This is a genomic window from Pseudorhodoferax sp. (assembly GCF_047601025.1).
Taxonomy (GTDB): Bacteria; Pseudomonadota; Gammaproteobacteria; order Burkholderiales; family Burkholderiaceae_C; genus Pseudorhodoferax.
In genome coordinates this window covers 1,543,886-1,558,664 of record NZ_JASGJZ010000001.1, presented here as the reverse complement: position 1 = coordinate 1,558,664, position 14,779 = coordinate 1,543,886, and the positions used below count along the sequence as shown (strand labels likewise).

Sequence of the window (14,779 nt, the reverse complement as noted above, 5' to 3'; positions counted from 1 at the left end):
CCCGCGCCGTGAACGCGCTGGACCTGCTGACCGCCGGCGACGCGCTGCACCGGCTGGTCGCCTGGCTGCTGCTGGCCATGTCGGTCGCCAGCTGGGCCGTGATCCTCTACAAGCTGTGGCTGCTGCGCCGCGCCGGCCGCGGCGTGGCACGCGGCGTGGCCGCGTTCTGGCAATTGCCGGCGCTGGACGGCGCCGCCCAGCGCGTCGCGGCCGTCGACCGGGCCGGGCTGCTGGCGCCGCTGCTGGCCGCCACCGCGGCGCCCGCCGGCGGCACCCTGGCGGGCGCCGGCACGCGCAGCCAGCAGCTCACGCGCACGCTGCGCGGCGCGCTGCAGCTGAGCCTCGGGCGCCTGCAGTTCGGCCAGGTGCTGCTGGCCACCGTGGGCGCCACCGCCCCGTTCGTCGGCCTGCTCGGCACGGTCTGGGGCATCTACCATGCGCTGGCCGAGATCTCCTCGGCCGGCCAGCTCACGATCGCCCAGGTGGCCGGCCCGGTCGGCGAAGCCCTGGTCATGACGGCGGCCGGCCTGGCCGTGGCGATCCCGGCCGTGCTGGCCTACAACTGGTTCGGCCGCAGCATCGCCGGTATCGAGGCCGCGCTCGAGGGCTTCGCGCGCGACCTGCGCGACCTGCTGGCGCCGCCGGAGGAGCGGTGAGCTTCGGCCGGCTGGAGCAGGGCGAGGGCCGCCGTGGCGGCGGCCCCATGGCCGACATCAACGTCACGCCGCTGGTGGACGTGATGCTGGTGCTGCTGGTGATCTTCATGATCGCGGCGCCGCTGATGGCGGGCAGCCTGCGCATGGACCTGCCGCGCGCCGAGAGCGCCGAGCCCGGCGCGCCGGCCGCGTCGGTGCAGCTGGCGCTGACGCCGGACGGCCGGATCCACCTGGATGGCCAGCCGGTCACGGCCGCGCAATTGCGCCAGGCGCTGGACCGCCGCGCCGCGCAGGACCCGGACACCGAGGTGCAGCTGCGTGCCGACGCCCAGGTGCCCTACGGCCGCGTGGTCGAGCTGATGGACATCGCGCAGCAGGCTGGCCTGAACCGCATCGGATTCGTGGCCGAGCGCAAGACCACAACGCCCTGAGCGGCGGACCCGCGCCTCTAGAATCCTGGCGCCCGGCCCAGCGCCGCCCCCTTTCCGCCCGCGCTCCATGCAAGACAAGTACAACCATCTCGAAGTCGAATCCGCCGCCCAGGCGCACTGGCGCGCGCGCGATGCCTACCGCGTGACCGAGGACGCCGGCAGGAAGAAGTTCTACGCCTGCTCCATGCTGCCCTACCCCAGCGGCAAGCTGCACATGGGCCACGTGCGCAACTACACGATCAACGACATGCTCACGCGCTACCTGCGCATGAACGGCCACAACGTGCTGATGCCCATGGGCTGGGACGCCTTCGGCCTGCCGGCCGAGAACGCCGCGCTGAAGAACGGCGTGCCGCCGGCGCAGTGGACCTACGACAACATCGCCTACATGAAGAAGCAGATGCAGGCGATGGGGCTGGCCATCGACTGGTCGCGCGAGGTCGCCACCTGCGACCCCACCTACTACAAGTGGAACCAGTGGCTGTTCCTGAAGATGCTGGAGAAGGGCATCGCCTACCGCAAGACCCAGGTCGTGAACTGGGACCCGGTGGACCAGACCGTGCTGGCCAACGAACAGGTCATCGACGGCAAGGGCTGGCGCACCGGCGCCGTGGTCGAGAAGCGCGAGATCCCGGGCTACTACCTGAAGATCACCGACTACGCCGAGGAACTGCTGGACCACGTGCAGCACCAGCTTCCCGGCTGGCCCGAGCGCGTGCGGCTGATGCAGGAGAACTGGATCGGCAGGAGCGAGGGCGTGCGCTTCGCGTTCACGCACCAGATCCGCGACGCGCAGGGCGCGCTGATCGGCGACGGCCGCATGTACGTGTTCACCACGCGCGCCGACACCATCATGGGCGTGACCTTCTGCGCCGTGGCGCCCGAGCATCCGCTGGCCGTGCACGCCGCGGCCGGTGATCCGGCACTGGCCGCCTTCGTCGAGCGGTGCAAGAAGGGCGGCACGACCGAGGCCGAACTCGCGCTGCGCGAGAAGGAGGGCATGGCCACGGGCCTGGAGGTCGTCCACCCGATCAGCGGCAAGGCCGTGCCGCTGTGGGTCGGCAACTACGTGCTGATGGGCTACGGCGACGGCGCCGTGATGGGCGTGCCGGCGCACGACGAGCGCGACTTCGCGTTCGCGCTGAAGTACGGCCTGCCGATCACGCAGGTCGTGCACGTCGACGGCCAGCACTACGACTACCACCACTGGCATGACTGGTACGCCGACAAGCAGCGCGGCGTGACCATCAACTCCGACATCTTTAGCGGCCTGTCCTACCAGGAGGCCGTGGACGCCGTGGCCGCCGCGCTGGCCGAGAAGGGCCTGGGCGAGAAGAAGACCACCTGGCGCCTGCGCGACTGGGGCATCAGCCGCCAGCGCTACTGGGGCACGCCGATCCCGATCATCCACTGCGCCGAGCACGGCGCCGTGCCGGTGCCCGAGCAGGACCTGCCCGTGGTGCTGCCGCAGGACTGCGTGCCCGACGGCAGCGGCAATCCGCTGAACCGGCACGAGGGCTTCCACGCCGGCGTGACCTGCCCGGTCTGCGGCCGGCCCGCGCGGCGCGAGACCGACACCATGGACACCTTCGTGGACTCGTCCTGGTACTTCATGCGCTACTGCGACCCGGCCAACGCCGATGCCATGGTGGCGGACGGCGCGCAGTACTGGATGCCGATGGACCAGTACATCGGCGGCATCGAGCACGCGATCCTGCACCTGCTGTACGCGCGCTTCTGGACCAAGGTCATGCGCGACCTGGGCCTGGTGACGATCGACGAGCCCTTCACCAGGCTGCTGACGCAGGGCATGGTGCTGAACCACATCTACTCGCGCCGCACCGACAAGGGCGGCATCGAGTACTTCTGGCCCAGCGACGTGGAGAACGTGCTCGACGCCGACGGCAAGATCGTCGGCGCCCGGCGCAAGTCCGACGGCTCGGCCGTGACCTACGAAGGCGTGGGCACGATGAGCAAGAGCAAGAGCAACGGCGTGGATCCGCAGGACCTGATCGAGAAGTACGGCGCCGACACGGCCCGGCTCTACACCATGTTCACCGCCCCGCCCGAGGCCACGCTGGAGTGGAACGACGCCGCCGTGGAGGGCAGCTACCGCTTCCTGCGCCGCGTCTGGAACTTCGGCGCCAAGCTCGGCGGCAGCGACCTCGGCGCCGCGCTCGACGCCGTGGCCGGCGGCCTGGCGGGCGTGGCCTTCGGCCAGGAGGCCAGGGCGCTGCGGCTGGAGATCCACGGCGTGCTCAAGCAGGTGGACTACGACTACCAGCGCATGCAGTACAACACCGTGGTCTCCGGCGCCATGAAGCTGCTGAACGCGCTGGAGAGCTTCAAGGCCGTGGACACGGCCGGCGCGCCGGTCGCGCTGGCCGAGGGCTTCGGCATCCTGCTGCGCTGCCTGTACCCGGCCACGCCGCACGTCGCGCATGCGCTGTGGGCCGGCCTGGGCTACGACCAGCGCTTCGGCGAGCTGCTGGACGCGCCCTGGCCCCAGGTCGACGCCGGCGCGCTGGAGCAGGACGAGGTCGAGCTGATGCTGCAGGTCAACGGCAAGCTGCGCGGCTCCATCCGCGTGCCGGCCGGCGCCGACAAGGCCGCCATCGAGGCGGCGGCCGTGGCGCACGAGATGGTCGCCCGCTTCTCCGGCGGCGCCAAGCCCCGCAAGGTCGTGGTGGTGCCCGGCCGCCTGGTCAACGTGGTGGTGTGACATGGCGACGCGGCGCACCCTGTTGCTTCTGTCGGCCCCGCTGGCCCTGGCGGGCTGCGGCTTCCGGTTGCGCGCGCCGCCGGATTTCGCGTTCTCCTCGATCTACCTGTCCATGCCCGACACCTCGCCGATGGGGCTGGAACTGCGCCGCAACCTGAACGGCACCGGCCGCGTGACCGTGGTCACCGATCCGGCCCGCATCAAGGAGGCCCAGGTGGTGCTGGAGCCCGTGCTGGACCAGCGCGAGCGCGTCGTCGTCGGCCTGACGTCTTCCGGCCAGGTGCGCGAGCTGCAGCTGCGGCTGCGCTTTCGCTTCCGGCTGCGCAGCCAGGACGGCCGGGAACTGCTCGCGCCGGTCGAGCTGCTGCAGCAGCGCGACCTGAGCTTCAACGAATCCGTGGTGCTGGCCAAGGACGCCGAGGAGCAGATGCTCTACCGCGACATGCAGTCGGACATCGTCCAGCAGATCATGCGGCGGCTGGCGGCGGTTCGGTCGATCTGAGCTGCCGTGGGCGCGCCGCGCGTTCGCCGCTTCTGACGCAGGCCGCGGCCGATGGCGCTCGACCGCACCGACCTGCGCCTGCTGGCCCTGCTGCAGCGCGACGGCCGGGCCAGCGTGCAGGCGCTGTCCGAGCAGGTGCACCTGTCCGCGCGCGCCACGCTGAACCGCGTGCGCAAGCTGGAGCGCCAGGGCCTGATCACCGGCTACCGCGCCGTGCTGGACCGCGCCGCCATCGGCCCGGCGGTCGTCTTCTTCGCCGAGATCGCGCTGAAGGACCAGCGCCAGGCTGCCTCGCGCCGCTTCGAGGCGCGCATGCAGGCCACGCCCGAGGTGGTGGCCTGCTACCTGTTGAGCGGGCGCTACGACTATCTGGTCCGCGTCGCCTGCGCTGACCTGGCGCAGTACCAGCGGCTGACCAACGGCTGGCTGGAGGACGCCGAACTGGGCATCGAGAAGATCGTGACCAGCACCGAGCTGCAGACGGTCAAGGAGTTCGGCGGCTTCCCGCTGGCCTGGAAGGTGTGAACGAACCGTTCACACCCACGCGAGGCCCGATGACCACTTGCTTCTCGCACCACCGATGTTTTCGGGCCTCGTCCTGTGGGCCGGGCACGCCGGATCGCCTGCGGGCGTTGCAGTCCTTGCCCTGGCGCCAGCCAGGGCGGTGGCTTGCCGCGCCTCGCGGTGGCCGCGGTCGGTTCATGCAACGAGAGACGGCAGTGGGGTGATGTCGAAAACAAAGAAAGCAAGTGCCGGTACGGGGTTACGGCCGTTTTTGGCAACTGCGTGGCAGTTCTCCATGGGTGAGTCGCGAAGTCGATCAATTCCAGGGTGCGGCAAGCACTTGCCTGCGTTCCGGCCAGTCCACTGCCGTTCTTAGGTTCACACCTTCTGACGCGGCGCCGCGCCGCAGCCGAATCGGAAGTGCCGGCACCGCAAGTCTGCCGCCGCCGGCAGCGCCGGCGGCGCCGATTCACCGCGGCCGCAGTGCGCCGTGCCTACAGTCGTCGGGAAAGGAGGGCACATGCCATGGACCGCCATCCCCCCGTTTCGCAGCTGTTGATCGACGCCGAGCGCGCGCACTGCGCACCCAACTACGCGCCGCTGCCCGTGGTCGTGGAGCGCGCGCTGGACTGCCACGTCTGGGACGTGGACGGCAAGCGCTACCTGGACATGATGGGCGCCTACTCCGCCGTCAGCCACGGCCACCTGCATCCGCGCATCGTGGCCGCGGCGCAGCGCCAGCTGGGCCGCGTGGCCGTGACCTCGCGCGCCTACCACGGCGACACGCTCGGCCCCTTCCTCGACAAGCTCTGCCAGGTCAGCGGCTTCGAGCAGGCGCTGCCGATGAACACCGGCGCCGAGGCCGTGGAGACCGCCATCAAGGCCGCGCGCCGCTGGGGCCACCAGGTCAAGGGCATCGCCGACGGCCAGGCCGAGATCCTGGTCGCGCGGCACAACTTCCATGGCCGCACCACCACGGTCATCAGCGCGTCCAGCGAACCCGCGTACCGCGCCGGCTTCGGCCCGTTCACGCCGGGCTTCCGCTGGTTCGACTTCGGCGACATCGCCAGCGTGCGCGCGGCCACCACCGAGCGCAGCTGCGCCGTGCTGGTCGAGCCGATCCAGGGCGAGGCCGGCATCGTGCTGCCGCCGCCCGGCTTCTTTGCCGCGCTACGCGCCTGGTGCGACGCGCACCGCATGCTGCTGATCGCCGACGAGGTGCAGTCCGGCCTGGGCCGCACCGGGCGCTGGTTCGCCGTCGAGCACGAGGACGTCCGGCCCGATGCGCTGGTGCTCGGCAAGGCCCTGGGCGGCGGCCTGTTGCCGGTCAGCGCCTTCGTGGCCGACCGCTGGCTGATGCAGGTGTTCACGCCGGGCAGCCATGGCTCGACCTTCGGCGGCAACGCGCTGGCCGCGGCCGTCGGGCTGGAGGCGCTGCGCGTGATCGAGGACGAGCAACTGGTCGCCCGCTCGGCCGCGCTCGGCCGCCACCTGCTGCAGCGGCTGCAGGCGGTGCAGGCGCGCTGGCCGCACTGCGTGCGCGCGGTGCGCGGGCGCGGCCTGTGGGCCGGCGTGGAGCTGGACCCGGCCGCCGCCGACGCACGCGAGGTCGTCCTGCGCATGGCGCGCGCCGGCGTGCTGTCCAAGGAGACGCACGAGACCGTGATCCGCTTCGCGCCGCCGCTGACAATCACGCGTGCGCTGATCGACGAAGGCGTGGACCTGTTCGACCAGGTGCTGGCCACGCTGCCGGCAGCCGGTGCGCCGCGCTGTGCCGCCGGGGTCGAACCGGCGCCCGTGGCGCGGCCGCCGCGCCTGCTGATGTGTGCGCCGGAGCATTTCGTCGTGCGCTACGCGATCAATCCCTGGATGGATCCGTCGCGCTGGCAGCCGCAGGACGCCGCGCTGCGTGCCCAGGCCCGGGCCGGCTGGGACGCGCTGCGCGCCTGCTACACGGCGCTGGGCGCCGAGGTCGAGACCATGCCGCCCGTGCCTGGCCTGCCCGACATGGTGTTCACTGCCAACGCCGCGCTGGTGGTGGACCGCCGCGTGCTGCTGGCGCGTTTCCGCCATGCCGAGCGCCAGGGCGAGCAGGCGCACGGCCTGGCCGTGTTCGATCGCTTGCGCGCGCAGGGCGTGGTCGACAGCCTGCACCACCTGCCCGAGGGCGTGTGCTTCGAAGGCGCGGGCGACGCCATCGTCGACGACCACCGCGGCATTTGCTGGATGGGACACGGCCCGCGCTCGGACCTGCGCGCCCGCGAGGCGCTGGCCGTCGTCGCGCGCCGGCCGGTGCTGGCGCTGGAGTTGGTGGACCCGCGCTTCTACCACCTGGACACTTGCCTGAGCCTGCTGTCCGGTGGCGAGCTGCTGGTGGTGCGCCAGGCGTTCTCGCCGCAGGGCTGGCAGCAGCTGCAGGCGGTGGCCGGCGGCCGGCTGATCGAAGTGCCCGAGGACGACGCGCTGCACCTGGCCGCCAACGCCGTCTGCATCGGCCGCGAGGTCGTGATGGGCTGGTGCAGCGCTGCGCTGCGCGCACGGCTGGCCGCGCACGGCTACGGCGTGCGCCTCGTGCCGCTGGACGCGTTCCGCCGCGCCGGCGGCAGTGCCCGTTGCCTGACGCTGGAGCTGGGGCCGGTCGCCTAAACTGGCGCGCATGCAACTCGCGCCGGCCCAGCTTTCGCAACACCTGCAGCGCGGCCTGCGCGCGCTGTACGCACTGCACGGCGACGAGCCGCTGCTGCTGCAGGAGGCGGCCGACGCGATCCGCACCGCCGCGCGCGCCCGGGGCTACACCGAGCGCAGCGTGTTCACGGTGCAGGGCGCGCATTTCGACTGGGCCGGCGTGCTGGCCGCCGGCGGCGCCATGAGCCTGTTCGCCGACCGGCAGCTGCTGGACATCCGTATCCCTTCCGGCAAGCCCGGCAAGGACGGCAGCGCCGCGCTGCAGCAACTCGCGGAGCAGGCCCAGGGCAACGAGGCGACGCTGGTGCTCGTCACGCTGCCGCGGCTGGACCGCGCCACGAAGGCCAGCGCCTGGTTCGCCGCGCTGGACGCCGCCGGCGTGACCGTGCAGATCGACCCGGTCGAGCGCGCCGCCTTGCCGGCCTGGATCGCCCAGCGCCTGAAGGCCCAGGGCCAGCAGGTCGCGCCCGGCGAGGAGGGCCAGCGCACGCTGCAGTTCTTCGCCGATCGGGTCGAGGGCAACCTGCTGGCCGCGCACCAGGAGATCGCCAAGCTGGCGCTGCTGCATTCGGCCGGCGAGCTGGGCTTCGAGCAGGTCGAGCGGGCCGTGCTGGACGTGGCCCGCTACGACGTGTTCAAGCTGTCCGAGGCCGTGCTCGGTGGCCAGGTGCTGCGCGTGCAGCGCATGCTCGACGGCCTGCAGGCCGAGGGCGAGGCGCCGGTGCTGGTGCACTACACGCTGGCCGAGGACATCCGCGCCCTGAAGCGCGTGAAGGACGCCATGGCCGCCGGCCGCCCGCTGCCGATGGCGCTGCGCGAGCAGCGTGTCTGGGGGGCCCGCGAGCGCCTGTTCGAGCGCGTGCTGCCGCGCCTGTCGCCGCGTGCGCTGGCGCGGCTGCTGCACGGCGCCCACATGGTGGACGGCATCGTCAAGGGCCTGAAGGTGCCGGACTGGCCCACCGATGGCTGGCAGGCCCTGCAGCGCCTGGCGCTGGCGATGGCGCGTGCCTGCGCCCAGGCGCCGGCGCGCTGACTCTGACTCATTAATCAGTACACCGCCCGACCCGCTCCTTGCCGTCACGCAGCCGTCCGGCGCCCGGGCAGGCCCGCGGCGGGGCGGCAGGCGCCTGGCATCTGCGCCACAATCCGGCCCATGAACGCCCTGAACATCGCCGAATACGCCCAGACGCTGGGCGTGCAGGCCCGCCAGGCCTCGGCCGCCATGGCGCGCGCCGGCGCCGCCACCAAGAACCTGGCCCTGCGCGCGCTGGCCCGGCTGCTGCGCGAGAACCTGCCGGCCCTGCAGGCCGACAACGCCAGGGACCTCGCGCGCGCCGACGCCGCCGGCCTGTCCGCGCCGATGGTGGACCGCCTGCGCCTGACGCCGAAAGTCATCGAGACCGTCGCCCAGGGCTGCGAGCAACTGGCCGCCATGCCCGACCTGATCGGCCAGGTCAGCGGCCTGCAGCAGCAGGAGAGCGGCATCCGCGTGGGCCGCATGCGCGTGCCGCTCGGCGTGTTCGCGATGGTCTACGAGAGCCGGCCGAACGTGACCATCGAGGCCGCCAGCCTGTCGATCAAGAGCGGCAACGCCTGCATCCTGCGCGGCGGCTCCGAGGCCATCGAGTCGAACAAGGCGCTGGCCCGGCTGGTGCAGCAGGCGTTGCAGCAGGCCGGCCTGCCGCCGGAGGCGGTGCAGCTGGTGCAGGTCACCGACCGCGAGGTCGTCGGCCAGCTGATCACCATGCCCGAGCACGTGGACGTGGTGATCCCGCGCGGCGGCAAGGGCCTGATCGAGCGCATCAGCCGCGAGGCGCGCGTGCCCGTGATCAAGCACCTGGACGGCAACTGCCATGTCTACGTGGACGACCCCTGCGACCTCGCGATGGCCGTCACGGTGGCCGACAACGCCAAGACGCAGAAGTACAGTCCCTGCAACGCGGCCGAGAGCCTGCTGGTCGCGCGCGGCGTGGCGGCGGCGTTCCTGCCGCGGATCGGCGCCGTCTACGCGGCCAAGGGCGTGGAGATGCGCTGCGACGCCGAGGCCGCCGCGCTCCTGGCCGGCGTGGAAGGCGCGCGGATCGCACCCGCGAGCGAGCAGGACTGGTCCGAGGAGTACCTCGCGCCGGTGATCTCGGTGAAGGTCGTCGCCGGACTGGACGAGGCCATCGCCCACATCAACCGCTATGGCAGCCACCACACGGACGCCATCCTCACGCGCGACCACATGCATGCCCAGCGCTTCCTGCGCGAGGTGGATTCCGCCAGCGTGATGGTCAACGCCAGCACCCGCTTCGCCGACGGCTTCGAGTACGGGCTGGGCGCGGAGATCGGCATCAGCACCGACAAGTTCCACGCGCGCGGCCCGGTCGGCCTGGAGGGGCTGACCTCGCTGAAGTACGTGGTGCTGGGCGACGGGGAAGTCAGAACCTGACCGGCCGGGCGCAGCCGCCATGCGCATCATCATCCTCGGCGCCGGCCGGGTCGGCGAAAGCGTGGTCGACAGCCTGGTGTCGGAGCAGAACGACATCACGGTGATCGACACCGATGCTCGCCGCCTGCGCGCGCTGGAGGAGCGCTACGACCTGCGCGGCCTGGTCGGCAGCGGCGTGGATCCTGTGGTGCTGGAGGAGGCCGGCGCTCGCGACGCCGACATGCTGATCGCCTGCGCCGCCCTGGACGAGACCAACCTGGTGTGCTGCAAGGTCGCGCACCGGCTGTTCAACGTGCCCACGCGCATCGCGCGCGTGCGTTCGCAGGCCTTCCGCCACGGCAGCGAGCTGGTCGACAAGGAGGGCTTCGCGGTCGACCGCGTGATCTGCCCCGAGGAATCGCTGACGCGCTACATCTTCAAGTTGATCGAGTACCCCGAGGCGCTGCAGGTGCGCGAGTTCGCCGGCGGGCTGGCCTGCCTGGTCTCGGTGCGGGCCGTGGCCGGCGCGCCGCTGGTGGCGCACAGCATCGCCGAGCTGCGCGAGTGCGCGCCCGACGTGGCCATGCGCATCGTCGCGATCTACCGCCGCTTCGAGGACGAGCCGGACCGCTTCATCGCCTGCGACGGCGCCACGCGCGTGGAGCCTGGCGACGAGGTCTTCGTGCTGGCTGCGCGCGACGACATCCCGCGCGTGCTGAAGGCGCTGCACCGCGACGAGCACCGCGCTCCGCAGGGCCGGCCCAGGCGCAAGGTCCAGCGCATCATGATCGCCGGCGGCGGCCGCGTCGGCCTGCGCCTGGCGCAGGAGCTGGCCGCCGCGCCGGCGGGCTTTCACGTCAAGGTGGTCGAGCAGGACGCGGAGCGCTGCACCGCCCTGGCTGGCCAGCTGCCGCACGAAGTGCTGGTGCTCAACGGCGACGTGACCGACGAGAACCTGCTCGAGGACGAGAGCATCGAGACCGTCGACCTGTTCCTGGCGCTGACCAACGACGACGAGAACAACATCATGTCCAGCCTGCTGGCCAAGCGCCTGGGCGCGCGCCGCGTGCTGGCGCTGATCAACCGGCGCAGCTATGCCGAGCTGATGCACGGCACGCAGATCGACATCGCGCTGTCGCCGGCGCAGGCCATGATCGGCGAACTGCTGGCCCACGTGCGCCAGGGCGACGTGCAGGCCGTGCACAGCCTGCGCCGGGGTGTGGCCGAGGGGCTGGAGATCGTCGCGCGCGGCGACCGCAAGACCTCGCGCATCGTCGGCCGCACGGTGCGCGACCTCAAGCTGCCGGCGCAGGCGCACTTCGGGCTGATCGTGCGCGGCCTGCCCGACCCGCTGGCCGTGGTCGACGCCGAGGCCGAGGCCGGCGAGGCCGCGCCGCCCCGCGAGCCGCAGGTCATCATCCCGAAGGCCGACACCGTGATCGAGAGCAACGACCACGTGGTGATCTTCGTGCCGCACAAGCGCCTGATCCGCGACGTGGAGAAGCAGTTCCGCGTCAGCGCCGCGTTCTTCTAGCCGGCCCTGCGCATGCGCGACGTCTTTCCTGTCCTGCGCGTGCTGGGCGTGCTGATCGTGTGCCTGGGCTGGGCCATGGGCCTTCCGGCGCTGGTCTCCTGGCACTGGCAGGACGGCGTGCTGGAGGCGCACCTGGCCGCGCTGAGCCTGACGCTGCTGGCCGGCAGCGTGCTGTGGCGCGCCATGCGCCGGCACAAGCGCGAGCTGCAGCCGCGCCACGGCGTGATGCTGGTGGCGCTGGCCTGGCTGCTGCTGCCGTTGTTCGCGGCGCTGCCGGTGCTGCTGGCCTGCATCCAGATCGACCGGCCGCTGAGCTTCACGCACGCCTACTTCGAGGCCGTCTCGGGCCTGACCACGACCGGCGGTACGGTGCTGACGCGGCTGGACATGCTGCCGCTGTCGGTGAACTTCTGGCGCACCTTCCTGCAGTGGGTCGGCGGCATGGGTATCCTGATCCTGGCGGTGGCCGTGCTGCCGCTGCTGGGCGTGGGCGGCAGCCAGCTGTTCAAGGCCGAGGCCGCCGGGCCGATCAAGGACAACAAGCTGACGCCGCGCATGGCGCAGACGGCCAAGGGCCTGTGGGGCGTCTATGCCACGCTCTCGATCGCTTGCGCGCTCGCCTTCTGGGCTGGCGGCATGACGCCGATGGACGCGCTGATGCACATGTTCGCGACCGTGAGCCTGGGCGGCCTGTCGCCGCACGACGCGAGCTTCGGCTATTTCGACTCGCCGCTGCTGGAGATGACCGCCGCGCTGTTCATGCTGTTCGCCAGCTGCAACTTCGCACTGTACTTCACGGCCGTGCGCAAGGGCCGCTGGAGCGTGGCACTGTCCGACCCCGAGCTGCGCGCGACGCTGGGCGTGCTGGTCGGCGGCGGCCTGCTGGCCGCCCTGCTGCTGTGGATCAAGGGCGTCTACGCGCCGCTGGACGCGCTGCGCCATGGCCTGTTCCACGTGATCTCGGTGGCCACGACCACCGGCTTCATCACGCAGGACTACCTGCTGTGGCCGGTGTTTCTGCCGGTGTTCATGCTGATGCTGTCGGGCTTCGCGACCAGCGCCGGCTCCACCGGTGGCGGCATCAAGATGGTACGGGTGCTGATCCTGCTGCAGCAGGCGCGGCGCGAGATCCGGCGCCTGGCGCACCCGCGCGCGGTACAGCCGGTGCGGCTGGGCCAGGCGGTGGTGGATACGCCGGTGATCTTCGCGGTGCTGGCCTTCATGCTGGTCTACGGCGCCACGGTGATCGTGCTGTCCATGGTGCTGATGCTGACCGACCTGGACCCGGTGACGGCCTTCAGCGCCGTGATCGCCAGCGTCAACTGCATGGGGCCGGGGCTGGGTGCGGTCGGCCCGGCCTCGTCGTTCGCGGTGCTGAACGATTTCCAGATCTGGGTCTGCACCATCGCGATGCTGATGGGCCGGCTGGAGATGCTGAGCTTCATGGCGCTGCTGATGCCTTCGTTCTGGAAGAACTGAGCAGGGGGCGCCCAAGAAAAAGGGTTGAAGCACGCTTCAACCCTTTTTCAGGCCGGACCTGGAGAGGTCCGGCGGCATGGCCAACTCGGCTCAGGCCTTCTTGGCGCGGCGGCGCGTCAGGCCGGCACCGGCCAGCGCCAGGCCCACCAGGGCCAGGGAGGCGGGCTCGGGCACGTCGGTCGGGGGCGCTGCTTCGCCTTGGGCGGCGAAGCTGGCGGTCCAGCCTGCCGTGGTGTTGCCCGTGCATTCCGTGCCGTTGTTGGAGTTGCAGGTGCCCGAGAACTGGAAGGAACCGGCGGTGAACAGCGTGTCCTGGAAGCCGCCGCCGCTGACGATGCCCGTCACGCCGGTATACGAAATGCCGTCACCGCATTGGGTGGGGCCGCAGGCAAAGGCGTCGGTGCTCTTGGTGCCCCAGTCGGTCACCGTGAACGTGAAGGCGCCGTACGTGAACAGTGCGACCGGCGTCGCGTCGATCGCGAAGCTGTACGGGGAAACGGCCGAGGAGTCCGGCACGATGTCGCCAGTGGCGCTGCCACCTTGGAAACCACCGGTTTCCAGCGTGCTCAACGAGGTCACGATCGAGTTCGACGGCGCCGCCGGCACGTTGGTCACGCCACCGGAAACGGTGAGAGAGCCGTTGACGTAGGCCGCTTGCGCAACGCCCGATACCAGCAGAGCCACTGCAGCTGCGCCGACGATCTTTCCAAACTTCATAGAGAGACTCCTTGGGGGTTTGAGGGAAGGGACAATCAATAAGCAACAGGTATGCCAATTAAATTTTATGTCTATAATCAATGACTTATGGAGAAACTCTGCTGAATTGAAGAGATGCCGTAAAGATTCTCGACGCCTATCGGTAACTGAAGAACCCTTTTGCAACAATATGTCGCAAGACACTTTCTTTAATGGATCTGCTGCGCTAACGGGGCGACGACGGCGTTGAGCACAGTTCGAATGCTGTGCGCGTGTGGCGGCGCGACAGCCCGAAAACCCGGCTCATTGGAGCCACTTCTGCGCCGCCTGCCGCAGGCCGCCACGGCTGTCCAGCAGTTCCCAGGCGAAGCGCACCACGCGCGCGTAGTCGGCGTCGTCCAGCGGGATCATGAAGCCCAGCGTGTTGACCGGTGTCAGCGGCGCGTCGAGGAAGGCCGCGTGCAGCCGCGGGTCGGCGCGCACGTAGTGCAGCGCCTCGTAGGTCTCGGTGATCATCACGTCGCCCTGGCCCGCGGCGATCAGCGCCGGGATCTCGGCGTTCTTTTCGTGCGTGGCGACCTGCGCGGCCTTCAGGTTGGCCAGCACGAAGGCCTCGTTGGTGCCGCCGGGGTTCTTGATCACGCGGACGGACGGCTGGTTCAGGTCGTCCAGAGTGCGGTACTTGTCCTTGTCGGCCGCACGCACCAGCGCGACCTTGCCGAACGGTGCATAGCCCGGGAGCATGTCGGCCTGGCGCAGCCGCGCCACGTTGCGCGTGATGCCGCCCACGGCGATGTCGAACCGGTCGGCCTGCAGGTCCTTCAGCAGGTTCGGCCAGCTGGTCGGCACGTACTCGATCTTCACGCCCAGCTCCCTGGCCATGGCCTCGATCAGGTCGATGTCGTGGCCGCTGTAGCCGGCGTCGGTCCGGATCGCGAACGGCCGGTAGTCGCCGGGCGTGCCGACGCGCAGGGTCTTGCTCTCGGTGATCCTGTCCAGGCGCGGGCCGGCGTGGACCGGTGCGGCCAGCGTGGCCAGGGCCAGGGCGGCCGCGGCGGCCAGGGCGGTCAGGTGCTTGGTGCGTGTCATGGTGTGCTGCTCCTTCATCGGGGCGGCAGGGGCACCGCGCCCGCGCCAGGCATCCTACCGGCGCGCGC

The 14,779-nt window shown here is 70.9% G+C and carries 12 protein-coding genes; 10 read left to right on the top strand and 2 right to left on the bottom strand.

What is annotated here, in order from left to right; translation table 11 throughout:
- The first annotated feature begins 8 nt into the window (after window positions 1–8).
- The 10 genes from QM782_RS07250 to QM782_RS07205 all read left to right on the top strand — a co-directional run bounded on the left by QM782_RS07250 (window position 9) and on the right by QM782_RS07205 (window position 12,926).
- The gene (locus QM782_RS07250) at window positions 9–656 is read left to right on the top strand and encodes a MotA/TolQ/ExbB proton channel family protein (protein ID WP_415202241.1); all 648 of its coding nucleotides are present in this window, start codon (window positions 9–11) and stop codon (window positions 654–656) included.
- Window positions 653–1,087 carry an ExbD/TolR family protein gene (locus QM782_RS07245; protein ID WP_415202240.1) on the top strand — a complete coding sequence of 145 codons (435 nt, stop codon included), beginning with the start codon at window positions 653–655 and terminating at the stop codon, window positions 1,085–1,087. The genes QM782_RS07250 and QM782_RS07245 overlap by 4 nt, the downstream gene beginning before the upstream one ends.
- Window positions 1,088–1,154: 67 nt before the next feature.
- Complete coding sequence (leuS, locus tag QM782_RS07240) at window positions 1,155–3,809, top strand: leucine--tRNA ligase (RefSeq protein ID WP_415202239.1); 2,655 nt, start codon at window positions 1,155–1,157, stop codon at window positions 3,807–3,809.
- Between the two features lies 1 nt (window position 3,810).
- Window positions 3,811–4,311 carry an LPS assembly lipoprotein LptE gene (gene lptE / locus QM782_RS07235; protein ID WP_415202238.1) on the top strand — a complete coding sequence of 167 codons (501 nt, stop codon included), beginning with the start codon at window positions 3,811–3,813 and terminating at the stop codon, window positions 4,309–4,311.
- A gap of 51 nt (window positions 4,312–4,362) precedes the next feature.
- Window positions 4,363–4,836, top strand: coding sequence for an Lrp/AsnC family transcriptional regulator (locus QM782_RS07230; protein ID WP_415202237.1), 474 nt, complete (start codon window positions 4,363–4,365; stop codon window positions 4,834–4,836).
- 504 nt (window positions 4,837–5,340) lie between these two features.
- Window positions 5,341–7,461, top strand: coding sequence for an ornithine--oxo-acid transaminase (gene rocD, locus QM782_RS07225; RefSeq protein WP_415202236.1), 2,121 nt, complete (start codon window positions 5,341–5,343; stop codon window positions 7,459–7,461).
- Window positions 7,462–7,471: 10 nt separating this feature from the next.
- Entirely contained in the window at window positions 7,472–8,533 is a 1,062-nt protein-coding gene (holA, locus tag QM782_RS07220) for a DNA polymerase III subunit delta (RefSeq protein ID WP_415202235.1), read from the top strand.
- Between the two features lie 120 nt (window positions 8,534–8,653).
- On the top strand, window positions 8,654–9,934 hold the full coding sequence (locus QM782_RS07215) for a glutamate-5-semialdehyde dehydrogenase (RefSeq protein ID WP_415202234.1): 1,281 nt from the start codon (window positions 8,654–8,656) through the stop codon (window positions 9,932–9,934).
- 19 nt (window positions 9,935–9,953) lie between these two features.
- The gene (trkA, locus tag QM782_RS07210) at window positions 9,954–11,447 is read left to right on the top strand and encodes a Trk system potassium transporter TrkA (RefSeq protein WP_415202233.1); all 1,494 of its coding nucleotides are present in this window, start codon (window positions 9,954–9,956) and stop codon (window positions 11,445–11,447) included.
- Window positions 11,448–11,459: 12 nt separating this feature from the next.
- Window positions 11,460–12,926, top strand: coding sequence for a TrkH family potassium uptake protein (locus QM782_RS07205; RefSeq protein WP_415202232.1), 1,467 nt, complete (start codon window positions 11,460–11,462; stop codon window positions 12,924–12,926).
- Window positions 12,927–13,016: 90 nt separating this feature from the next.
- Here the strand turns inward: QM782_RS07205 and QM782_RS07200 are convergent, their stop codons facing one another.
- Window positions 13,017–13,643, bottom strand: coding sequence for a PEP-CTERM sorting domain-containing protein (locus QM782_RS07200; protein WP_415202231.1), 627 nt, complete (start codon window positions 13,641–13,643; stop codon window positions 13,017–13,019).
- A 282-nt stretch (window positions 13,644–13,925) separates the two neighbouring features.
- Window positions 13,926–14,711 (bottom strand): transporter substrate-binding domain-containing protein, encoded by a 786-nt coding sequence (locus tag QM782_RS07195; protein WP_415202230.1) that lies wholly within the window; start codon window positions 14,709–14,711, stop codon window positions 13,926–13,928.
- Window positions 14,712–14,779: the final 68 nt, after the last annotated feature.